The 24,019-nt window shown below is 46.5% G+C and carries 16 protein-coding genes and 1 riboswitch; of the genes, 6 read left to right on the top strand and 10 right to left on the bottom strand.

Going from position 1 to position 24,019, the window contains the following annotated elements:
* Positions 1–40 precede the first annotated feature (40 nt).
* Entirely contained in the window at positions 41–3,334 is a 3,294-nt protein-coding gene (locus tag IW644_RS10410) for a DUF3427 domain-containing protein (RefSeq protein WP_269917541.1), read from the bottom strand.
* Complete coding sequence (locus IW644_RS10415; protein WP_269917542.1) at positions 3,334–3,948, bottom strand: class I SAM-dependent methyltransferase; 615 nt, start codon at positions 3,946–3,948, stop codon at positions 3,334–3,336. Before IW644_RS10415 ends, IW644_RS10410 begins: the two co-directional genes overlap by 1 nt.
* Positions 3,949–4,133: 185 nt before the next feature.
* Here IW644_RS10415 and IW644_RS10420 point away from each other — a divergent pair, with 185 nt between their 5' ends.
* Together IW644_RS10420 and IW644_RS10425 are read left to right on the top strand one after the other, a co-directional pair.
* Positions 4,134–6,227, top strand: coding sequence for a TonB-dependent siderophore receptor (locus IW644_RS10420; protein ID WP_269917543.1), 2,094 nt, complete (start codon positions 4,134–4,136; stop codon positions 6,225–6,227).
* A 378-nt stretch (positions 6,228–6,605) separates the two neighbouring features.
* Positions 6,606–9,332 carry a TonB-dependent receptor plug domain-containing protein gene (locus IW644_RS10425; RefSeq protein WP_269917544.1) on the top strand — a complete coding sequence of 909 codons (2,727 nt, stop codon included), beginning with the start codon at positions 6,606–6,608 and terminating at the stop codon, positions 9,330–9,332.
* A gap of 72 nt (positions 9,333–9,404) precedes the next feature.
* Here IW644_RS10425 and IW644_RS10430 read toward each other — a convergent pair whose 3' ends face one another.
* Positions 9,405–10,625 (bottom strand): acyl-CoA dehydrogenase family protein, encoded by a 1,221-nt coding sequence (locus IW644_RS10430; protein WP_269917545.1) that lies wholly within the window; start codon positions 10,623–10,625, stop codon positions 9,405–9,407.
* Positions 10,626–10,858: 233 nt separating this feature from the next.
* On the opposite strand from IW644_RS10430, the gene IW644_RS10435 reads away from it, so the two are divergent.
* The 4 genes from IW644_RS10435 (at position 10,859) to IW644_RS10450 (ending at position 15,533) form a co-directional block, all read left to right on the top strand.
* On the top strand, positions 10,859–11,782 hold the full coding sequence (locus IW644_RS10435; RefSeq protein ID WP_269917546.1) for a LysR family transcriptional regulator: 924 nt from the start codon (positions 10,859–10,861) through the stop codon (positions 11,780–11,782).
* A gap of 200 nt (positions 11,783–11,982) precedes the next feature.
* Positions 11,983–12,744, top strand: coding sequence for an MBL fold metallo-hydrolase (locus IW644_RS10440; protein WP_269917547.1), 762 nt, complete (start codon positions 11,983–11,985; stop codon positions 12,742–12,744).
* A 201-nt stretch (positions 12,745–12,945) separates the two neighbouring features.
* Positions 12,946–14,337 (top strand): YcjX family protein, encoded by a 1,392-nt coding sequence (locus tag IW644_RS10445; RefSeq protein WP_269917548.1) that lies wholly within the window; start codon positions 12,946–12,948, stop codon positions 14,335–14,337.
* A complete protein-coding gene (locus IW644_RS10450) occupies positions 14,334–15,533 on the top strand; it encodes a YcjF family protein (protein WP_269917549.1) in 1,200 nt (399 codons plus the stop codon). The genes IW644_RS10445 and IW644_RS10450 overlap by 4 nt, the downstream gene beginning before the upstream one ends.
* 156 nt (positions 15,534–15,689) lie before the next feature.
* Here IW644_RS10450 and IW644_RS10455 read toward each other — a convergent pair whose 3' ends face one another.
* From IW644_RS10455 to thiC, 7 genes are all read right to left on the bottom strand, one after another.
* A complete protein-coding gene (locus tag IW644_RS10455) occupies positions 15,690–16,916 on the bottom strand; it encodes a threonine/serine ThrE exporter family protein (protein WP_269917550.1) in 1,227 nt (408 codons plus the stop codon).
* A 211-nt stretch (positions 16,917–17,127) separates the two neighbouring features.
* Entirely contained in the window at positions 17,128–18,261 is a 1,134-nt protein-coding gene (thiH, locus tag IW644_RS10460) for a 2-iminoacetate synthase ThiH (RefSeq protein WP_269917551.1), read from the bottom strand.
* Entirely contained in the window at positions 18,258–19,028 is a 771-nt protein-coding gene (locus IW644_RS10465) for a thiazole synthase (protein WP_269917552.1), read from the bottom strand. The genes thiH and IW644_RS10465 overlap by 4 nt, the downstream gene beginning before the upstream one ends.
* A gap of 1 nt (position 19,029) precedes the next feature.
* Entirely contained in the window at positions 19,030–19,239 is a 210-nt protein-coding gene (thiS, locus tag IW644_RS10470) for a sulfur carrier protein ThiS (RefSeq protein ID WP_179981957.1), read from the bottom strand.
* The gene (locus tag IW644_RS10475) at positions 19,226–19,981 is read right to left on the bottom strand and encodes a HesA/MoeB/ThiF family protein (protein ID WP_269917553.1); all 756 of its coding nucleotides are present in this window, start codon (positions 19,979–19,981) and stop codon (positions 19,226–19,228) included. Before IW644_RS10475 ends, thiS begins: the two co-directional genes overlap by 14 nt.
* Entirely contained in the window at positions 19,974–21,596 is a 1,623-nt protein-coding gene (thiE, locus tag IW644_RS10480; protein WP_269917554.1) for a thiamine phosphate synthase, read from the bottom strand. The genes IW644_RS10475 and thiE overlap by 8 nt, the downstream gene beginning before the upstream one ends.
* On the bottom strand, positions 21,593–23,503 hold the full coding sequence (gene thiC / locus IW644_RS10485; RefSeq protein ID WP_269917555.1) for a phosphomethylpyrimidine synthase ThiC: 1,911 nt from the start codon (positions 23,501–23,503) through the stop codon (positions 21,593–21,595). The genes thiE and thiC overlap by 4 nt, the downstream gene beginning before the upstream one ends.
* Before the next feature lie 316 nt (positions 23,504–23,819).
* Positions 23,820–23,931: riboswitch (TPP riboswitch) on the bottom strand.
* Positions 23,932–24,019 lie beyond the last annotated feature (88 nt).

Consider the following 24,019-nt stretch of genomic DNA (forward strand, 5'->3'; position numbering starts at 1 on the left):
GAGTCCGCGAACCTATGCATTTATCTAAATTATTCAAAACTCAACCTAGTAACTCCCAAGTTACATTCATCGGCTTTTCACTCTCATGACTAATATATTTCACCTCGCCATAGAACATAAAAGGTGAAGCTGTTTTCCCTCTTAATTTGCTCTCTCGAACGAAAAGGTAAACGCGGCTACCTAATTTCTGGTGTTCAACTATTTCTCTTCCTCGCTTGTTACTTGGTGAAGTGCTATTTTGCGACTGCCAATGAAAATGTTTATCGTCAATAAAATAATCATGGTACTGATGTTCGCTGCCTTTTCCTTGTTTGTTTAGGGTAACTAGCAAAATTTGAACATTCTTTTCTTTGAGTACGACATGCCCCGATTGCCAATTACCAGGATTGAACTCTTCGTTGAACAGCGGCGGGATCTCTTCGCGCATTAGTTCTTGCCCTACAAAAAGCTCAAGCGGGTCGACTTTTCCTTTTAGGCGCGCGAAGGTCACCATTTCTTCACTTGCTATGAGATCATCATAATCTGAATTAGCTGCTCTCAGAGTATAAGAGCCATCTGGATTTTTAAGTACTTTCCTTAGCAAGTATTGATTGTCGCCAGTTTCATCCTGCCTTTCGATAGCTACTGTTGTATTGCTAATACTACCAGCATTATTTGGAGTGATTTGCTCTAAAAGTAGGTAGTCACCATCATAAATAGGGTTCTTACCGCCGTTCATAGAGTTACCAGATGCACGAGCGATGAAATGTCGCGAGTTGTCTATATTTCCATAGCCATATGGTGCATTTACAAGTTCGGACGCCTCCGCATTGCCCGTTTTGAAATGCCCGCAAGCTATTCTGATGTCGGGGAAAAAGGGAAGCTGCACTTTCTCGGGAAATTGAACAATGTTGTTGGAAGAAGGGGCCGCTATAGCTAACTTTTTATGTCTGTATTTGGCAAGGCGCTGGTTATTAACCTCAACGGTCATTGCTAAAAACAAATCATGTTGAATTGCTGTGATACTCTGCTTGAAATGAAATTGCTGATTACTAATGCTAAACCACGAAACCTTCGATTCAGGCTCTTCAGTACACCAAAATTTGATTGGGTTGCTGCGCCAATGTGCACGCCATTCTGATTTACTTAACGACGCTAATTGCTGTTTACTTTCCGGTAAGTCTGAAATCCATTCTGGGTTGTCTAAAAACCACTGTCGTGCCCACTCTGCTAAATCATCAACACTTACCTGCGATTGAAAAGCTTTATGCTCAATCAACGTGGCAAGTAATACCAACTTGTAGCACTTCGAAGTACGAGTAACAGCTAGGTCTTTAAACCACTGTAGATGTTCTTCAAGCACTTCTAGTTCACCAGCTTCAAGGTCGCCTTTGCTATCTACAAACTCCCACCATGATCCTCTGTTTCGTCTAAGCTTTTCTAAGCTCGCGCCCGACTGATAGAACTCTGTATAAGTAGGCCTTCTACCTAAGGTTTCTTTTAACTTATCGTATTGGATATCAAGTTCGTCTTCGGAGAGGCTCGTAAGGAAATCGATAAACTCTAAGTCGAAGTTAACGTAACAACCGGCTGGAAGTAGCTTGTTGGCATTTTTTGCTAGGTCGACCATTTTTTTACGGCCTTGCGGTCCATCTATAATGCTAGCTAATAACATCTCGGGCCGATTTAAGAAGCTATGATGATTACCCACAAAATCTAAAATAATTAGCCTGTCCTTTCCTTCGCTTTTACGAAGGCCTCGGCCCATTTGCTGTAGAAAAAGTATTTTCGATTCAGTAGGCCTAAGCATTAATACGGTATCTATCTTCGGTAAATCGACGCCTTCATTGAATAGGTCTACCGAAAATAATATTTTAATTTCACCGTCGTTAAGTTTTTCTAAGGCTTCGCTGCGCGTAAGTGAAGAGTCCGAATGAACACTAGCTGCTGCGACACCTTGTTGATTGAAGTAATCTGCCATGTAATCGGCGTGTTTGCGCGAGACGCAAAAAGCCAGTGATACATCTTGCGACTTAGTTTTCCACTCAGTGAGAACATGTTTTGCACGGCCTTTGGTCGCTAATTTATTAGATAGCTTTTCAGGGTCGAATTTACCATTGCGCCAGGGCAGGTGCTCGTAGTCTACTTCCTTGTCGAAAATACCGAAATAAGAAAAAGGGCACAACGCATTTGCTTTAACACCATCAAACAGGTCTTGCTGGTAAATAAGATTGTTGTCGCATAGTTTGAGAATATCGCTACCGTCAGTCCTGTTCGGTGTTGCGGTTAAACCTAGCAAAAATGACGGCGTGAAATGCTGCAGTAAACGTTGGTAACCACCCGCTGCGGCATGATGAAACTCGTCTACAACAATATAATCGAAAGCAACAGGAGGAAATTTAGCTAGATGAGACGACTGTCCGATTGTTTGGATGGAGGCAAACAGAAAGTCATATTCTTCATCCTTCTGCCTTCCGCTGTATCGACCAACCTTTTTATTTGGGTGTATCTTAAGAAAGCTATCTTCTGCTTGAAGTAAGATCTCTTCGCGATGTGCTACAAAAAGTACTTTTTTAGCATTTACCTGCGCAGAATCAAAAGCCGCTAGGTAGGTTTTACCCATACCTGTTGCTAGTACCACTAAACCTTTCATAACCCCTTCTTCTCGGGCCTGCTTGAGTGCTGCTAGTGCTGTTACTTGGTGTTCTCTTGGCTCCGGAATTTCATGCTCTTTTTCATCTGGCAATGATGCAGCAGATTGAATTGGTGTAACCACTCTTGCTGTGTTGTACCTAATTTCGTAATCAGCTATTAGGTCATAAGTTAGTGGCTTAACTTGGGGTAATGTGAAAAGGTAGTGGTACTGCTCTCGAATTTCTTCAATTCGGGCTATGGCTTCTTTGTCGTTATGATTTGGGTAATCAATTCGATAGTTCCACTCTATACCGTCGGTAAGTGCCGTTTTACTGATGTTGCTAGAGCCAACGAACGCTCTAGCTGAGGTTAGTGCTTCGCCACTATTTTTGACAAAAATATATGACTTCAAATGAAAGCTGGTGGCTTGCTTACTTTCAAAGATTTGGATATCAGCGCCCCGTTCCTTAAGCAACATCAAACGCTTTAAGGCTTGTGGTTCAGTTATATTCATATAGTCTGAAGTCAGCAGTGACAACTTTACGTCGCGCTCTTCCGAATTCATCGCATCTTCAATGTCTTGAATGATAAGGTTTAGGCCCGACATACGAATAAACGAAACTGCTATTTCTATACTCGTCGCGTTTTTTAGGGCATTGCGAATTTCATGTAGAAGGTATTGCTGGTTTCTTCCGGTAACCAAATAATTTGTAGCAGTCATTATCCCTTCACCACTTCAACCGTAACCCATTTAACATCATCTCGCTTTAAACCATCCTGACTCGGAACAGGGTTTAAATTACGTGCAGTTAGTCCATTATCTTTCGCCAAGGTAGCCAACTCCTCATAGCTAACAGGGTGCATGGGCCTTGTTTCATCATTGGGGCCGAAACGAAGGCTTATGTACATGTTTCCATTTTCTGAAAGCAATTCTTCTAACCTTTTTAACGCGGGTGGCCTTTCATCTTTAGGCAAGTGCATCCATACCGCTGAGAGCAGTATTAGGTCGTATGTTTTTGGTTGTTGGGGTAGGGCGGTAAGCGCGGGTAGGCTGGCGTTACACCATGTAACACTGTTATGTGAATTGGCCTGGGCTAGGTTTCTTAGCTCATCAGCAGGTTCTGATGCTGTTACTTTCCATCCTTGCTCGGCTAACCAGTTGGCGTCGCGGCCACTGCCAGCGCCTACGTCTAGCGCCGTGCCTTTGTTGGCGTTTTGTAAGAATGCTTTCCAATCGCTATGTACATTCTCAGCTTCTACTGAATTGTACAAATCGAAATAGTGCTGCGCTTTTTCGCTGTAATGCGTAATGGTGTTTTTTGTACTGCTGGTCAAAACGTCGATGCCTCCCTGATCTGAAGTACAGGTTATCGCATTACCCTTAGCACAGCCAGTGTTACAAAGTTTCTCTAATCTTTGGTTAGTAAATAATAACAATTATCATTTAAATTAAGTTTAAGCTGTTTTATACTCCCGCTCGAAAAAAAACCAACCCTTCAAAACCAACAACAGAGAAAACCATGAAATTAAGCAGTTTATTTGCACTAACGCCTATCGCGTTTGCATTGTCGGTAAATGCGCAAACTACGCAAAGCGATACGGTAGAAGTTAAAGAAGCAGACGTTGAAAAAATTCGTATTGTTGGCGTTCGTCAAAACCGCGTTAGCCGCGGTGCAACGGGCTTAACCATGGAAATTAGCGAAACGCCGCAGTCTATTAGCATTCTTTCTGAAGACCTAATGCAGTCGTTCGGTGCGTTTAATATCAATGATGCGCTTAAGCTAGCGCCGGGTATTAACGTAGAAGAGTGGGAAACTAACCGTACCAATTACACGGCTCGTGGTTTTGAAATTAAAAACACTCAAATTGACGGTGTAGGCCTGCCGAACGACTGGGGCATTGTTACCGGTTCTGTTGAAGCTTACGGTTATGAAGAAATTGAAGTTATTCGTGGTGCCAATGGCCTGCTAACCGGTGTGGGTAACGCGTCGGGTACCATTAACTATGTGCGCAAGCGCCCAACCAATGAAGAGGGCGGTGAAATTGGTGCAAGCATTGGCTCGTACAACTTTAAGCGCGTACAGGGCGACTATTCAATGCTGCTGACCGAAGACGGCAGCTGGGCAGCCCGCGTGGTAGCAAGCCTTGAAGATAAAGAGTCACACCTTGATGGCCTAGAGAACGATCGCAGCTTTGTTTACGGTGTTATCGATGGTCAGTTAACCGACAACGCTACCGTAACCTTTGGTTTGTCTTATCAAGATGCTAATACCGACGGCAACACCTGGGGCGGGCTAGTATTTAACTATACCGATGGCACCCAAGCCGAGTGGGACATTAGCGATACCACGGCCCAAGAGTGGACGAAATGGGATACCGAAACTACCAATGCGTTTGTAGAGCTAGATTACGTGTTCGATAACGATTGGCAGCTTCTGCTTAGCTATAACTACCGCGACTTTGAAGATCAAAGCAAACTGTTTTACGCCTACGGCGCAATTGATAAAGACACGGGCTTAGGCCTTATTGGTTGGCCGGGTCGTTACGACTCTGAGCGCGATTCTCATCTTGTAGAAGGCCGTGTATTTGGTGATTTCGAGCTGTTTGGTCGCAATCATGAAGTTAACTTTGGTGTAAGTCACGCTACCAGCGACGATGTGTCTTATGCTCACGCATTTGATTACGCTGCAACTCCTGCCTATGGCCCAACGCCTGCGTTCCCTTATGCGTTAGATGCTATTGCCGAGCCTGATTGGCTAGCTGCTGCCGAGTACTCAAACATTGAGCAAAACCTAACCCGTTACTTCGGTTCTGCACGTTTCAGCGTTACCGATGAAATGCATGTTATTGCTGGTTTCAATGCTATTGATTTTGAGCGTACGGGGCAAAACGCAGGCGCGGTTATCGATAACTCAGAAAGCGAAGCCAGCCCTTACGTTGGTGCTACTTACGCGGTAACAGAAGATGTGAACGCGTATGTAAGTTATTCAGATGTGTACCAGCCGCAAGAGCAGTACGACATTAACGGCCAGTACCTAGACCCAACAAAAGGTCAAAACTTTGAGACGGGCGTTAAAGCGCAGTGGTTCGACGACCGTTTATTAACAACGTTCGCTTACTTTACCGCAGAGCAAGACAACCTAGCTGCCTACGCCGGCACCAACCCAGAAACGCTACAGTATTACTATGAAGGCGTGTCGGTAGAGTCTGACGGCTTTGAAATTGAAGTGGCGGGGCAGGTAACCGATGCACTGCGTGTTAATGCGTCTTATACCGCTATCGACGTAGAAGACGAGCAAGGTAACGATGCTAACCTATGGGCACCGCGTGATGTAGTAACCTTCCAGCTTGCGTACACAGTACCGCAAGCACCAGAGGTAGAAGTAGGCTTTGGTGGTCGTTGGCAGTCTGAGATAAGCAATGTTGATTACAACGTTGAACAAGGTGCGTACTTCTTGGGTAATGTGTATGCATCACAAGCGTTTACTGAAAACCTAACCGTTCGCATGAACATCAACAATATCTTTGATAAGAAATACATTAACAGCCTACATACCGTGGGTTACTACGGCGCAGGTATTAACGCGCAGCTAAGTGCTTCGTATAGCTTTTAATTAAAGCGCTATTAATTGGCAAAGGTAGCTAATCGTTTAGGGTTAGCTACCGCTTGTCTAATAACTCCCCTAATTACAAAACCTTAAGAATCATTAATCCTTCTACGTTTAGCGTGTTCTACCGTTAAATCCGGTGTTAACCCCATTCTTCTAAAATGCTCAATAGCAGCATTATCCTAAAGGCTAATATAAATCACGCCTTATGAGTGATAATTATCTCTTTCAGTAAGGGTTTTTAGTTGTTCTGTTCTAATTATGCGGTGTTTATTAGTTTGGCTGTCACACAATTTTACTGCAGCCACTTATAAATATTGCTCACGCCAATAATAAAAATATTAAAACCATATAAAAAACAACAAGTCTTGAAGGAGAAACACAGTGGATCAAGGTAACTTCCCTAAGGGGAAAAAACTTAATCGAATAACCTCAGCCATTATTGCTAGTTCATTACCGTTTTTTGCGGCGATGTCAGCGCCTACGTTTGCGCAAGAAGCAGAAGAAAAAGCAGAAGATGTTGAAAATATCATTGTAACTGGTACGCGTATGAGTAACCGCTCTGCGGCCGATTCACCTGTTCCAGTAGACGTAATTACCGGTGATGAATTCCGTCAAAATTCATCAAGTGACGTGCAAGACATGCTGCGTACTAACGTACCGTCGTTTGATGTAAACACACAGCCAATCAGTGATGCGGCTACCATTGTGCGCCCGGCTAACATGCGCGGCCTCTCGCCAGATAACGTATTGGTGTTGGTAAACGGTAAACGCCGTCACCGCGGCTCTATTATCTCTTTCTTGGGCGGTGGTATTTCTGACGGCGCACAGGGTGTGGATATTTCAGCAATCCCATCGCTAGCGCTAAAACAAGTAGAAGTACTACGTGACGGTGCATCGTCGCAATACGGTTCAGACGCTATCGCAGGGGTACTTAACTTCTTGCTTCGCGACGACGATGAAGGTTTTGAGTTCCGTGCAAACTACGGCTCTACCTATGAAGGCGATGGCGACAACTACACTATTTCAGCTAACGCTGGCTTCTCGCTAGGTGCAGACGGCTTTGTAAATATCACAGGTGAAATTCGTGATGTTGAAGGTACCGTACGCTCAGTAGTGCGCAACGACGTACAAGGTATGGTTGATGCGGGTTACTTAACCCAGTCAGATTTTTCTACTATCAATACCTATACCAATGAAGTACCGCAGTATTGGGGCCAGCCAGACGTAGAAGACGACTATAAAGTTTTTATTAACTCAGCGTACGAGCTAAACGACAAAGCTGAGCTTTACTTATTTGGTAACTACGGCAAGCGTACAGTTACCGGTGGTTTCTTCTACCGTAACCCGGTAACGGAAGGTAGCCAGCGCGGCGGTGTATACGCAGGCCCTTTGGTTGACCCACTAACAGGTTTAGCCGACCCAGACGGCGCACACTCAGTGCTTGTGGGTGACCTTGATGGTGTTGGCGTAGGTGGAAGCTGTATCGACGGTATTCCAATTGGCGGTGAAGGTAATGTATTCCCAGATCCTACATTCCTATCACAAGTGCAGGCTGACGATAACTGTTTCTCGTTCATTGAAACTATCCCAACAGGTTTTGTACCTCGCTTTGGTGGCGACAACGAAGACATGGCGTTTACTGTAGGTGTGCGTGGTGACTTAGAAATTGGTAACGGTTTAGGCTATGACTTCAGTGCCCAGCGCGGATCTAACCGTACTGACTTCTTCATTAAAAACACCATCAACGCTTCATTAGGCCCTGATACACCACGTGACTTTGTGCCTGGCGGCCAAGAGCAAACCGAAACCCTAGTTAACCTTAACTTTGTGTACGGTGTAGATGTAGGCTTGGCGTCTGACTTAAACGTTGCGTTTGGTGCAGAATACCGTAAAGAAGAATTTGATTTGTTTGCCGGTGATGAAGCGTCTTACGCCTTAGGCCCACTAGCTAGCCAAGGTTTCTCGTCTAGCTCTAACGGTTTTGGTGGTTTCCCGCGCGATACCAGCGCATCGCAAGACAGTACCGCGGTTTACGTGGATTTAGAAGCTGACGTTACCGATCAACTAACCCTGCAAGCAGCGGTACGTCGTGAAGACTTCAGTGAGTTTGGTGATACTACCGACTTTAAACTAGCGGGTATTTTCCACGTAACTGATGACTTTCGTTTACGCGGTGCATACTCAACTGGCTTCCACGCGCCAACAGCGGGGCAAGCAAGCATTACTAACGTTACCACGCAAAACGTAAATGGCGTGCTAATTGACCAAGGTACACTGCCATTGTCATCAGCGGCAGGCCAGCTAGCGGCTGACTTTATTGAAAGCCAAGGTAATGGTCGCCCAGACTTAGGGCCAGAGGAAGCGGTTAACTTCTCATTTGGTGCGTCAATTGATGTGGCAGACATGAGCTGGACCATCGATTTCTACAACATCGAAATGGAAAACCGAGTTGCACTAGGTGCTAACGTTAACTTCCTAGATGCGCTTAACTTTGCTGGTGGTGGTACAGACTACGCAACCGTATCTGAAGCGCTTACCGAGCTTGATGCGTCGGGCATTATCGACCGTTCAGACTTTATCGGTCTAGACGACCTATCACAGTTCCGCTTCTTCTCGAACAGCTTCGACACCACTACACGCGGTATCGACATTGTAGGTAACTACAGCTTCGATTTATGGGAAGGTAATTCACGTATTACGCTAGCGGCGAACTACAACGAAACCGAAGTGGACGATGTAGGTACGCTTAACCCAATTGGCGAAGGCCGTGTTGCTGCAATTGAAGACTTACTGCCAAACCTTCGCGGTAATATTTCATGGACACACACCCAAGGCGCACTTCGCACTCTAGTTCGCGCTAACTACTACGGTGGTTGGGACGACACGGGTAACGGTGTAGATGGTATTGATGCAGCTATCTTGATAGACGTAGAAGCCAAGTACTCTTATAGCGAAAACCTAGACCTTGTTATTGGTGTGAACAACTTGTTCGACGAATACCCAGAAGAAAACCCAAGCGCAGGAAGCCTAGGCCAGCTTTACTCTGAGTCTAGCCCGTTTGGTTTCAACGGTGGTATGTGGTACGTACAGGCACGTTATACTTACTAAGCCAAAATTAAGCTAAGCTAAACAAAATGCCGCTTCTTATAACAAGAAGCGGCATTTTTTTATGGCTTTTTATTACTGATACTTTTTAAGCTCTAGGCGAGACACCATGCCTTTATGCACTTCGTCAGGGCCGTCAGCTAGGCGAAGGGCTCTTGCACCAGCTGCAAAACGGGCGAGTGGGAAATCGCTACACATACCTGCGCCACCGTGAATTTGTAATGCCATATCCACTACGCTCTGTAGCATGTTTGGCACTACCACTTTAATGGCTGAGATCTCTGTCATAGCGTGTTTCACGCCAAGGTTATCTATCTTCCACGCCGCGTGAAGGGTAAGCAAACGCGCTTGCTCTATTGCCATGCGAGCATCAGCAACACGCTCTAGGTTACCTCCTAGGCGAATGATGGGTTTACCAAAAGCAACCCGCTCGTGACCGCGTTTAAGCGCAAGCTCTAGTGCTTTTTCCGCCATGCCGATAGCGCGCATGCAGTGGTGAATACGGCCAGGGCCTAAGCGACCTTGTGCTATCGCGAACCCTTTGCCTAAACCCATAATAATGTTGTTTTTACTTACGCGCACATTATCAAAGTGCATTTCGCCGTGGCCGTATGGCGCATCGTAATCGCCGTAGGCATCTAGCATACGCTTTATGGTAATTCCTGGCGTGTCTAGCGGCACTATTACCATACTGTGGCGGCTGTGCTTGTCGTTGTCGGGGTTCGATAAACCCATGAATATTGTGAAGGCTGCGTTAGGATGCCCTAAGCCTGTCGACCACCACTTCTTGCCGTTAATAACTACGTCGTCACCGTCTTCAATGATGGTTGCAGCCATGTTGGTAGCGTCAGATGACGCAACATCAGGTTCAGTCATGCCAAACACTGAACGAATCTCGCCAGCCAGTAAGGGTTTTAGCCACTTTTCTTTTTGTGCATCGTTGCCGAAGTGATAAAGCACTTCCATGTTGCCGGTGTCTGGCGCATTACAGTTGAATATTTCAGGGGCAAACAAGTATTTACCCATGCGCTCAGCCATTGGCGCATATTCAAGTGTGGTAAGGCCTTGGCCTAGCTCTGCATCGGGCAGAAACAAATTTGCTAAGCCCGCTTCGCGTGCTTTGGCTTTAAGTGCTTCAGTTCCCGGGTGTAGCTTCCAGCTTTTCCAATCGCCGTGGTTATTCTCTTTATGGTGAAAGTCGTAAACTTCATTTTCGATTGGGGCTATATGCTCAGCAATAAAGTCATCTAGCTTTTCTAGCAAGGCTTTTGTTTTGTCATTATGTGAAAAATCCATAGGGCACCTCTTTATATTTTATGCACTTACTATTTGCGTATTGAGTATTGAGTATTGCGTATTGTGATTTGCACCGCGCATTTAACGTCGCTTAGAAGCAGCAAGCCTCAGTACTTAGGCTCGTATCGTCGTGGTGCAAAAACTATTCGATGCATCTATAGTAGTTAAACTTGCTAGGTGAATGAAATGAAATATAATCCTTAAATGGTGTGAATTTTATTCATGGTGGGCAGGTGTTAGAAAACAGGCAATTTGAAAAGCTAGATTTGAACTTACTAAAGGTTTTCGAAGCACTGTGGCAGCATAGAAACATGACCCGCGTCGCCGAGGCACTGCACATTACGCCCTCGGCAGTCAGTCATGCCATGCGCCGGTTTCGGGATATTTTAGGCGACCCGCTTTTTGTAAAAGAAAAGCAAAGTATGTTGCCTACCGCTGCCTGCGAAAGACTAGCGCCAGCTATCTTAAAAGCTTTGGGCGATATTCGAAAGGCGTTAGGGGAGTTCGCCGATTTCGACCCGCTACACAGCCATCAACGTTTTGTCGTTGCCATGCAGGAGTCGTTAGAGTTAGGCGTGTTGCCTGTACTGCTTTCAACCTTAGAAAAACAAGCACCCAACATTGAAATAGTAAGCACTCGCTTACATCGCGATACCATGTTGGCAGACCTATCAAATCGAAATCTTCACTTAGTTATTGATATTGGCCGTGCGGTTGCCGCGCCTATTTCACACTCGTTATTGCGTCGCGATACCTACAAAGTGCTGATGAATAAGCAAAACCCATTGGCACAAAGTTTAGATAAGAAAAAGTATGTGGCGGCCCGTCACATTACCGTATCTAATCGTGCTAAAGGGGCGTCTGTGGAAGAGATTGCCCTGCAACAATTGGGCGTAAGTCGGCCCTCGCTGTGGCGCTGCCAAAACTATCGTGCGGCTGCCGATGTAGTGGCTAACACTAATGCCCTATTAACTCTTCCTGGTTCGGTGGCCGATGCGGTGAGCGACGATAACCTGATTAGCACTAAACTCCCTCATCAAATACCCGCATTGGAAACACACCTTTACTGGCATAGCCAACAAGAAGGCGAGCCAGGGTTGATGTGGCTACGGGATTTGATGCTACACTTGTTTGCTGAATCTGGTCATACCAGATAGGTTTTGATAGGATTCATTCCAAGCAACGCTAATGAAATGCGGGTATTAGCATAAGGTTTTGCGTAGTAATGGCTGGTAACTTTCACAGTAAAAAGCGCCAAGATATATAGGTAATACATGGGTAAGTAGAAGTAAGTGCTTAGGCTTATTAGGAAGTACTTTTAGCAAGCGTTGCAGGTTCGGGTGAAAAGGAAGCGGTAATGAAAATTCACACATTAGCAGGCTATATTCAGCATATTTATCTGGTTGAAGACAGCAAGGGTATACTATTGCTAGATGGCTGTAGCCGAGCCGATGTAGACAAGGTGTGTCAGTACATCACGCAAACATTAGGTCGCCCCTTAGCAGACCTAAAGCTTATTGTTGTTACTCACATGCACCCCGATCACGCCGGTGGCGCCATTAAATTGCGAAAGCGCACAGGCGCGCAGGTAGCTTCACACCCCAAAGCGATTAAGTGGTATGCGGGCTTCGCCGGGCGTACCGCTCACGGTATTGATTTGCTGCTAACCTGGTGGGTGGCAAACCGTATTGGCAAGCCTAGAATGCCTATTTGGTATAATCCAATATTAGCGCCAGATATCACGCTTGCCGACAATCAACGGTTGCCGGGTTTTCCCGATTGGCAGGTAATGTACACGCCGGGTCATACCGATCACGACTTAACGCTTCAGCACATGCCTACGCAGCAGGCTTATATTGCCGATGTGTTAGTGCAGGTGAAAGGTGAGCTAGTACCACCGTATCCGCTATGTCATCCCAATCAATATCGTGAAAGCCTAAAAAGGTTGGCGCAGTCACAAATTGAAACATTCTTTTGTGCACATGTACCGCCAACTAAAAAGTCGGATATTGATTTTGAGCATGTTATCGAGAATGCACCTCGCAAACCTAAGAACCACTGGCACTCCAGCAAAAACCGTATAAAGAAAAAGCTCTTCAATCAAACGCGCGAACATTAACTTGCAGGCTAAGGGTAACCTGGCTTTTCCTGTTAAGCGGCGTGTTTAAATGGCACTGCCCTTGCTTTTACATGTACAAAACCTCATTACTCTTATATCGCGAACTTTATAGCAAAGTAAGTGCAACCCCTCTCGGCACGTTATGTTTGTTGAGATAGGCTCAAAGGTATAGGAGCTGCAAAGGCAGAATATAAAACAATAATGCAGAAAAATATCGCTACGCTTTTTGACAAAACTCGGGAAATAGCGTCGCTAACCGGCGACAAACTAAGTAGTGCGTTTAACAAAGAAACGCACCGATTTACTATTACTGGGCTTAGTCGAAGCGGTAAGTCCATGCTGTTTACCAGCCTTATCACCATGCTGAAAAGCCGTAGCGAAGAGGGTTATGCTTGCTTACCTTTGCTGCGATATTTGCCGCCTTCCCATGTGCTTGATATGCGCATTGAGCCCATTGAAGGCTATAAACCCTTCCCGCATTTAGAGAATATTGCTGATCTTGAAAACGGCCAGTGGCCTAAAGCTACTGAAGAAGCATTTGGCTTTAAGTTAGTGGTACGTTTAAAAGAAACCGCTTCACTTAAGCGCCATGTTTTGCCCCATACCGAAGTGGTGTTTGAATTCATTGACTACCCGGGAGAGTGGGTTACTGACATTCCCATGTTAAGTAAAACCTATGCCCATTGGTCAGACTCTGCGTGGGCGCAGCTTAGCAGCGGGCCGCAACAATACTTTGCCAGCCAGTGGAAAGCCTTTGTTAATCAGTTCGACTTTGAACAAGAGCCCACAGAACAGCGCATTCAACTGCTTGTTAATGCCTACCGCGATTATTTGGTTGAAGCTAAAGCTAACGGTATATCTTTGCTACAGCCGGGCAGCTTTTTATTGGAGTCGAGCGACTTTGATTGGCAGGCTTTTGGCTTTACGCCGCTGCCCTCTAGCATTACCAGCGATGTGTCGCACCCGTGGTTTAAAATATTTGATAAGCATTTTTCGAAGTTTAAAAGTGCTTGGCTAACGCCGTTAAAACAGTCCATTTTTAAAGAAACCGATAAACAAATAATTCTGGTGGACTTGTTTGAAGGGCTAAATCATAGCAGGCAGCATTTGTATCAGTTAAAGGAAACCTTAAGCCATTTAGCCGATACCTTTGTGTACGGGCAAAGTACGTGGTTTTCACGCAATATTTTAAAAAAAGAGCAAATAGGTAAAGTGGCATTTGTGGCCACTAAGTCTGACTTAGTGCCGGTAAGTCAGCGCGGTAATTTACTTAATTTGCTTACCCAAATTACCGAAGGGGCCAGAGCTCGGTTCGATGGAAAACCTATCCAGTTCGAGCACTTTTTAGTATCTAGCATGCAAGTCACCGACGACGGCAGCAATGAAGACGCTATTCGCTATAAAGACACTGATGGTCACTATGTAGAATCTACATTTGAAGCCATACCCAGCACACTAAAAGATATGGAAGAGGGCAGCCACTTCCCAGTACCCAATGTAAGTGTGCCCAGCGATTTTAAAGCACGTATTTTAGCGGGTAAGGGTGTAGACAGATTGCTTCAATTTTTACTGGGCAAAGGAGAGCAACAATGAGTGATAGACCTTATAAATTTGACGAAATCCCTGAGCCGCCTAGCTCGTCCGATCTTAGCAATTCGCCCAGTTCGTCCATTTCTAGAAGCGAAAGAAGCGAAGCGCTTTATGGCGAAAATAGCGACCTGCAAGATGAAGCAGGCACGCGATCTCAAACTGCGTCTCAGGGCGAGCAAAATAGTAGTGCAGTGAAAAAGCCGCAGTACAAAACCAAAGTAAAAACACAAACGTTAGATATCGCACAGCCTGAAACCAAGCTTCCGCAGCAGGTTGGTGAAGATGTATGGGAAGTTGAAGCTAAGAAAGACGGCTTTTCGTTAGGTGCCGCAACCCTAGGGTTTGGTGTAGTGTCGTTGATTGGCTTTTTTGTTTTTGAAGCCTATACAACTCTTGCCGCGAACATTTCTGAGCACCCCATTGGAACAGGCGTTGTGGGTGCGCTGCTGGTGGGTTTTGTTAGCTGCTTTAGCTTTTTAAGCTTTAAAGAGTGGCGCGGCTATAAGCAAGTAAATACAGCGATGGAAGACGCCAGTGTTATCCGTGATTTACTGGCTTATAAAGGTGAGCCCTCAGCGGATCAACAAGCTTCAGCGGATCAACAAGCTTCAGCGGGTAAAAAGCCTTTAGCGGATCAACAGCCTTCAGCGGGCCAACAGCCTTCAGTGGATACACCATCCTCGCCACAAGAAATAGACCGTGTATTGACCCAACACGGCAAACGCTTTTCTAGAGGGTCTTACGCAGCCCATTGTTTCGAACGCTATCAGCAGCAGCTTCAAGAAGACATGACGGGTCCAGAACGCCTTGGCCTGTACGAAGATACGGTTTTGAAGCCGGTGCAGGAAAAAGCGCATAAGGTACTAAATAAAGAGTCGGTAACGGCAGGAAGCTTGGCATTTATAAGCCCAAATAACCTCATTCAAACTTTTGCTGTCGTGTGGATTAGCTTTCGTACCATTCGCCGTATGGCCCGTGTATATGGGCTAAGGCCAAGCACTGTGGGGAATTGGAAGCTGCTAAAAGTGCTGGCACAAAATATTGCTGCGCAGGGCGTATTCGACCTAGCCACCGACGAAGTAGCCAACCAGATTGGCGGCAGTTTGTCAGCCAAGTTTATGGAAAACTCGGCTGAAGCCATTGCCGCCGGTGCGCTTAACGCCCGTTTAGGACGAGCGTTAATCAAGCTACTTAAATAGCGCTTTTAGCCACGCTGCCTCATTGCACTGACTTTTTTTAGGCTGTCTTTGGTTGCACTGTTTTTGTCTACTCTGGTTTGAAGGAATCTTGCATTCAAAAGGCAGCGTTGTAGCGCAACATAAGCTTGGTTCTTTCAGGCAGCTCCTCGCGTAGTGTTACAGAGCTTTTTTAGTGGGCACCACCACGTTAGCAAAGATAAGCCCAGCCACTAGCGACATGAAGATAAGAAACACTTCTTGGCCCAAATGATCGGCCTTTACAAAGTCTTGGCCGGTCATAAACGAGTTCAAGCCAATATAGGTTTTAGACCCAGGCACCAGAACAATAAGCCCGTGCATTGCAACAATGGTGGCGGGCTGATCGGCAATGCGGGTGAACGCATTAGCAAAAATGCCTAGGGCAAATGCGCCTACGAATGCACCAAGCCCGGGGCTCATGTAATCTGAACTCCATGCAGTTGCACTGTAAGCAATAAACGCAGCTGCCAGTGCCCAAGGTATGTGCTTAATTCGGGTTCTAAATATGGCAACTAGCGCAATGCACAGTAAAAACACAGCAAGCCAGGTTGCCCAATAGGGCAGGGATTCAGCTGGTGTATACACATTTTCACCAAACACGCTAAAACCTACCGAAACACCTAAGAACGCACCGAAATACAGTTTAAATAGCTGCATAATGGCGTCCATTGTACGGGCTGTGCCCGACACCATATTTCGCGATGAAAGCTCGGCTAAGCCCATCGTCAGCGCAAGCCCAGGCACAAATACAATCACCGATGAAAGCACAACTAAGGGAATGTTAATTCCTGGGTCCACGTACTGGCTTATGGCACAGGTTAAAATGCCGCCTACAAATGCGGTAACAGGCTCTAGCATTAGGTTTACGCGCTTCGAACGTTCTGCCCATAACGTCCACAGGTAGGCCACAATTCCCAGCGCAGCAGACCAACCTATTTCGCTCCAGCTTGCACCCATTAGCATAGCGAATGCACCGGTGGCCATGGCAAATGCCGTACCGGTAGATAATTTACCGTAGGGGCTGCCCATGGCATCTATTTCATTTAGGCGCTTATCGGCTTCAGCTAGCGAAAGGTTTCCCGATAGTAGCTCGCTGGCTAATTCATCGGTTAGCGACAGCGCATTCATATCTAAATCGCCTGGCTGTAATCGCGCCGAGTGGTTGTATTCGTCTTCGTGACGGTCGCTCCAGATAACAAAAGTAAGCGAGGTTGGAGTAGAGATAAAAGAGGCATGTACGCCTAAATACTCAGCCACGTCGCCAAGGTAGGCCTCTAGCCGAAATGCAGGCGTACCGTATTTGTGAAGCATTTTTCCAAGCTTCACAATAAATTTTCGAATTTGAATAAATTCAAAAGTATCCAACGCCAATTCCTTAACTTCTGATAAATGTAATATGGGATAAATAAGACGAAAAAGCCAGACGCTTAAAAATAGCGTCTGGCTAAAATTTGGGCGGATTCTACGGAGGGTTTTACACGAAAGCAAAACAAATTTTTTATTTGTTTTGCCCTAAAAAAACTAATGTTATAGCGCGTGATAAAGCAGCGTTTACCTGCTACTTCAACGGAAACATTTATGCTCGTGCTTCAAAGGGCATCCAATCCTTCCAAACAGGCTCTAGTCCTTTCCTTGCAATCGCGTTTACCACTTCTGGCACCGAGCGACTATCATCAATATCAAACTGATTTAATGCCTGCGAGGGTTCGCTATAGCCACCCGGTTGAGTTTGAGATGCAGCACTCATAGACGTTATCCCAAGCGGCATTACGCCGTCTCTAAACGCAGCCGACTCGCGAGTAGATAGGGATAATTCCGCTTGCGGGTTGAACAAGCGGTGGGCGCAAATTAGCTGCAGCAAGTCTCGCTCATTTGGCAGCTTACTGTTGGTGAGCGCATTACCGCCAGTGTTGTTACCTTCACAGCTTCTTAGGCGCGGGAAGGCAATAGATACACGGCTTTGCCAATAATGCTGCTGGATTAATTTGCCGTGAAGAGCGGTCATAGCGCTATCAACCCGCCAATCACCTAAACCAAGTAGCGCACCTATGCCTATTTTATCTATACCCGCTTTCCCAATACGGTCGCTGGCTTCCAGTCGCCATAAAAAATCCTGTTTCTTACCTCGGGTATGGTAGTTGGCGTATTGCTGGGGCGAATAAGTTTCTTGATACACTAAAACAGCATCTAAGCCTTGGTGTTTTAGGGCTTCGTATTGCTCTTTCTTTAATGGCTGTACCTCCATCATAAGGTAGCTTACCTTGTCGCGAATGGCGCTGAGGGTTTGCTCGAAATAGTCCATGCCCACTTTGGTTTCGTGTTCGCCAGTCACAAGCAACACCTGAGAAAAGCCCATATCTTTAATAGCTTCGATTTCGGTAAGCACTTCACTTATAGATAGAGTCTTGCGCTTTATTTTGTTACTCATGGTAAAGCCGCAATAGGTACATTCGTTGGCACACAAGTTCGACAGGTACAAAGGCACAAATAGCTGCATGGTATTGCCAAAGCGGTGACGGGTAAGTGCCTGCGCGCGACTTGCCATGGCTTCCAAGTAATGTGAGCCGGCAGGCGAGATAAGCGCCATAAAGTCGTCTAACGAAAGTGTATTTGCGTTTAACGCTCGCTCTACATCGCTCGCGGTTTTACTGTTAATTGACATAGCTAGATGAGCTAAGTCTTGCTGCATTAGCGCTTGTGCTACCTTCATACCGCAGGCTCCAAAAAGGCAGTAAGCGGGCTAGAGGCCTGCGCCAAATCAAATGTTGCACCAAGCCCTGCTTCAAACGCTTTTCGGCCTGTTTCTACAGCGCTTGCAAAAGCCTCTGCCATGGCAACAGGGTTTTGGGCAGTGGCAATAGCCGTATTCACCAACACCGCATCTACGCCCATTTCCATTGCCGCCATTGCTTCACTGGGCTTGCCAATACCTGCATCTACAATGACCGGAATAGAGGCTTGTTCAACAATAATTTGCAAGAAAGGCTTAGTTTGTAAGCCCTGATTGCTACCAATGGGTGCCCCTAACGGCATAACAGCGGCGCAGCCAACTTCTTCTAGGCGTTTACACAAAACGGGGTCTGCGCCACAGTAAGGCAGTACGTTAAACCCTTTTTTTACCAAAGTTTCGGCGGCCTGAAGAGTTTCGATTGGGTCGGGCAGCAGGTAGCGCTGGTCGGGGTGAATTTCCAACTTTATCCATGGGCTACCTAGCGCTTCATAAGAAAGTTCTGCGGCAAATATCGCTTCTTGGGCATTTTTAGCCCCCGATGTGTTAGGCAGCAGGGTAACACCTAACTCTCGAAGCGCCTTTAGCGTTTCGTCTTGCGCGCTATTACTCGCCACGCGCTTCATTGCTAGGGTAACAATGTTACTTTGTGCAGCGGCCACTGCGTCTTTCATAGTGGTGGCGTTGCTGAATTTTCCTGTACCGGTTAAAAGACGTGATGAAAAAGTGTGGTTTGCAAGCGTTAGCATATTAGCCTCCTGCAACTAGGGTGAAGATATCAACGGTGTCGTTGTCTTTAAGGTAAGTGGTCGACCATTCTTTTTTACTCACTATGGCGGCATTTCTAGCAATGGCGGTACCGTCGTCATTCAGTTGTTTAAGGGCAATTAACTCGCTAAGTGAGATGGGCGAAATCACGTTCATAGGTTGATTGTTTACGTTTACTTTAATTTGCGTCATTGCAAACCTCGCAAGTAGAAGAGGGGGGTAATGCAAAGCTTTGTAGCGAACCTAGGCCTGCATTCCCAGTTAGGTAGTGCCCCCACTTAATGTCGGCTTGAAAACCTTTTGCTAAAAACAACAAAGCTTGTGTTGCCTGATGGCAAGCGGCCATACCGACAACAGGGCCAAGTACGCCTTTGCTCAAACAGTCTTCACGCACGGAAACCTTATTTACTAGGCACTCGTAACAACCGCAGGAGTTCGAATTTTGCGGCAAATTAAGTGCTTGCCATGTAAGGCCGCTGGCGGCTGCAATAAAAAGCGGAATAGAGGCGCGATAGGTCGCCGCATTAACCTGCCGCCTTACCGTAATGTTGTCGGTACAATCCAGTACACAGGTGGCTGACGAAATTAAGGTTGGTAAGTTATTACTATCAGCAAACTTGCTTCTATATTGAATGTTTAGATCAGAGTTAACTTTGCGAAGTTCGTTATACAGCGACTTAGCTTTAAGCTCACCTAAGTGCATTTCGTTGTAGCTAACTTGGCGCTGTAAGTTACTGATATCGACAGTATCGCCATCTATCAATGTAATATTGCCAACACCTGCGCCAGCTAAATAGCGGGCCGTTAAGCTTCCTAGGCCGCCCAACCCCACAACCACAGCGTGTGCGTTTGCTAAATTAAGCTGGCCGTCGTGGTCGATACAGTCGAGCAAGAGCTGCCTGCTGTAACGCTGTATGTCCTGATGCTCAAGCAAAACCCGCCTCCTGTGCCAGCGCTTGGTATGCTTGCAGCGGATGCTCCGCATGAGTAATGGCACTAACCACGGCAATCCCGTCTACGCCGGTTTTAGCCACGTCACTTATACGCGATAAGTTAATACCGCCAATGGCGACGGTGGGTATGCCTTCACACAGCTTTACATATTTTGTCAATCGCTCTATACCCTGGGGCTTAGACGGCATGTCTTTGGTATTGGTTGGAAAGATATGGCCAAGGGCAATGTAAGAAGGGTTTAGTGCGCGAACCCGCTGAATCTCAGCGAATCCATGAGTTGAAATGCCCAGTCTTAGTCCGGCATTGCGAATGGCGTTTAAATCTGCAGTGTCGAGATCTTCTTGACCTAGATGTACGCCATAAGCCCCAAGCTCTATGGCTAACTCCCAATAGTCGTTAATAAATAACTGACAGTTGGTGTGTTCCACTAACTCAATGGCCTCTTTTATCTGTTGGCGAATGTCTTGTTGTGACCCTTCCTTCACCCGTAGCTGAATGATTTTTACGCCCGTTGGCCAAAGCCGTGCTATCCACTGAACACTGTCTACTACGGGGTATATGCCTAGGTTCGACTGAGTGAGTGTAGGGAAACGGGCTACATTACCTTGCGCACGTTCTGAGGGGAGGTCGCTGTTCGGCAAATTCTCTAGGCACAAATCTTTATTGTAAAAAACAGCGCTACCTTGGTGAAAATTTACCTTTGGAAAACTTGCGGCGTGGGCGGGGAAACCGTTAGTTCGCGGGAAGTAGTTGGGCAAATTAGCCCTATGATTATGTGCCTTAGTGCTGTCCGTATCAGGCTCGCAAAAGGTACGTCGCCTTACTTCACATACATAGGCATTTGCTAGGGTGAGGGCATCTTCAATGCAATAGTCGTGAACGATAAATGCTGCAATTGCACTTGCTAACATGCAGCCAGTACCCCGAAGTTTACCGTTATTGATTATCGGCTGACTAAAGCGAAGGGTGTGCAAGGCAGAAACAAAGGTGTCATATACCTGAGTTTGCCATTCGGCGTGGCCGCCTTTAACGTAAACACTCTTTGCCCCTTTTCCAATAAGCCGGTTTATTGCTGACGCTAGGCTGGTATCGTCGTTTACCGGCAAATTAGACAGCCAAGCGAGCTCGTCGATATTTGGGGTAACCAAATCAACCGTGTTCAGCAACTCGTCAACAACGCTTTCGCTTAAGTCGCTTAACATACCGCCAGATGAAGACACCTGCACAGGGTCCCATATCACAAACGGGCGAGGCTTTATTAAAGACTGAATACGTGCGCAAAGTAAAAGTGCTTGCTCATCGTTTGCGATAGCGCCAATTTTAATAGCGCGTGGCGGCGTATCTTCGTAAAGCACTTGCCACTGCTGGTTTAACGCAGATGCACTCATACTGTCTTTACTAAGCAGTTGCTGGTTTGATTGCACAGTAATTTGTGTGGTGAGCACGCAGGCATGAGCGCTTAAATCGGCAAGTGTGATAGCGTCGCGGGTTATACCCGCGCCACCACTTGAGTCAACGCCGCCTATGCACCATACCACAGGCAACCTAACGCTAGGCGGCTCTAGTACGGGTTTGGCTAGGTGGCTGTTTATCATGGCAACTCAACCTTGCTATCGGCAGTGTGATAAAGCTGAGCACCCGACTGATTAAACGCATCAGCCATGTCTTTCATGCCTTTCTCTTTCTCGATCTCTTGGGTTTCAGCTTGTTTAGCGACATCGCGTACTTCTTGAGAAATTTTCATGCTGCAGAATTTTGGGCCGCACATAGAACAAAAGTGCGCAACTTTGCCAGAGGCCTGCGGCAAGGTTTCATCATGATAAGCGCGCGCAGTGTGGGGGTCTAATGCAAGGTTAAACTGATCTTCCCATCTAAACTCGAAGCGCGCTTTCGACATAGCATTGTCGCGTATTTGCGCGCCGGGGTGGCCCTTCGCCAAGTCGGCAGCGTGCGCCGCTATTTTGTACGTGATAAGCCCCTGTTTAACGTCTTCTTTGTTAGGTAAACCCAAATGCTCTTTAGGCGTTACGTAGCACAGCATTGCGCAGCCATACCAACCAATCATGGCGGCACCAATACCTGAGGTGAAGTGATCGTAGCCAGGTGCAATGTCTGTGGTAAGCGGGCCAAGGGTATAAAACGGCGCTTCGTGACAGTGTTTAAGCTGCTCTTCCATGTTCGCTTTAATCATGTGCATTGGCACATGCCCTGGACCTTCAATCATTACCTGAACATCGTATTCCCAAGCTATTTTGGTCAGCTCACCAAGGGTGCGTAACTCTGAGAATTGCGCGTCGTCGTTGGCATCGGCCACGCTACCTGGGCGCAAGCCATCACCTAGCGACAGCGCTACATCGTATTTCGCGCAAATTTCGCAAATATCGTGGAAGTGTTCGTACAAAAAGCTTTGCTGGTGGTGACTTAAACACCACTTCGCCATGATTGAACCACCGCGCGATACAATGCCAGTAACTCGCTTTGCGGTAAGGTGCACGTATTCAAGCAACACGCCTGCGTGAATGGTGAAGTAATCCACACCTTGCTCAGCTTGCTCGATAAGCGTGTCTTTGAACATCTCCCAGGTTAAATCTTCGGCTACGCCATTCACTTTTTCCAGCGCTTGGTAAATAGGTACGGTGCCAAGAGGTACCGGGCTATTTCGCAGCAGCCACTCGCGGGTTTCGTGAATATTTCTACCGGTAGATAAGTCCATGATAGTATCGGCGCCCCAGCGCGTTGACCACACCAGCTTTTCTACCTCTTCTTCGATTGACGAGGTAACTGCCGAATTACCAATATTCGCGTTAATTTTCACCAAGAAGTTGCGGCCGATAATCATTGGCTCTAGTTCGGGGTGATTAATATTACATGGAATGATGGCGCGACCTGCGGCTACTTCTTGGCGAACAAATTCAGGCGTGATGGTATCGGGCAAGTTCGCGCCAAAGTGCTCTCCTTTGTGCTGCTGCGTTAGCTCCGCATCTTTAATGGCTTGACGGCCCATGTTTTCGCGAATGGCAATGTATTCCATTTCAGGGGTAACAATGCCTTGTCTTGCATAGTGAAGCTGGGTGACGTTCTTGCCGGCTTTCGCTTTTAACGGTTTGCGGCTGCGGATAAAGCGAAAATCTTCAGTAAATATGTCGTTTTCACGCTCTTTCGCGAAGCTTGATGATACGCCTTCAAGCTCAACGGTATCGCTGCGCTCTTCAATCCACTTTTGGCGAAGTGGGCTTAAGCCTTTGTGAACATCAATATTTTCTTGCGGATCGCCGTAGGGGCCAGAGGTGTCATACACCGGAATTGGTGGGTTCGGCTCTAAGATAGGGTTTTCTTCGGTGCCACCGACTAGGCTATCGTGCTGGTGGATAAGGCGCATGGCCACACGGATATCGTCGCGGCTGCCACACTCGTAGTGGCGCGTTGAATTGGGGTAAGCTTCGCCCGCTAGTTCATTTATGAATTGCTGAGCTTGTTGGCGTTGTTCGCGTCTGTTCGACATAGCATTTTACCTTGTAAATTTAGGTTCTAAAAATGCTTGTCAGGAGTGAAGGAGAATACAGTGTGTAAGTGTTTGAAGGGCGGAACCTTCTACTGTAGCGAGGTTGAAAGTAAAGAAGCTAAGAATGAGCCCGTTACTGTTTACTGTTGTTTGTTCTTAAGGCCTTAAGCAATTTACTTTGAGTCAGAAATGGCATCATTGAAATTTGATGCTTTATCTCAAAGTTAACGCTCGGTGCCCGTTATGAAAGTGACAAACAAACCACTAAGTAATCTAACCTTGCCTCACAATGCCAAACTGCTGCTCAACATCGTGCACATTGTATTTTCTTGTTCCCTTCGCAGGTACTAGCCTGATCAGGTTCTACGGATCCCACTTTCGCGGTCTCAGCTTACTGGGTTACCAGTGAAGCACTCCGACAAGTTGTTTGTTTCAATTTGCGCTGTTTGTTGTTGAAACAGCCCGAATTGAGAATTCCCTTTTACTATATCTTCAACTTTAGTTGGATTACAAGTA

Source organism: Alteromonas sp. PRIM-21 (assembly GCF_027563165.1).
Classification (GTDB): Bacteria; Pseudomonadota; Gammaproteobacteria; order Enterobacterales; family Alteromonadaceae; genus Alteromonas; species Alteromonas macleodii_A.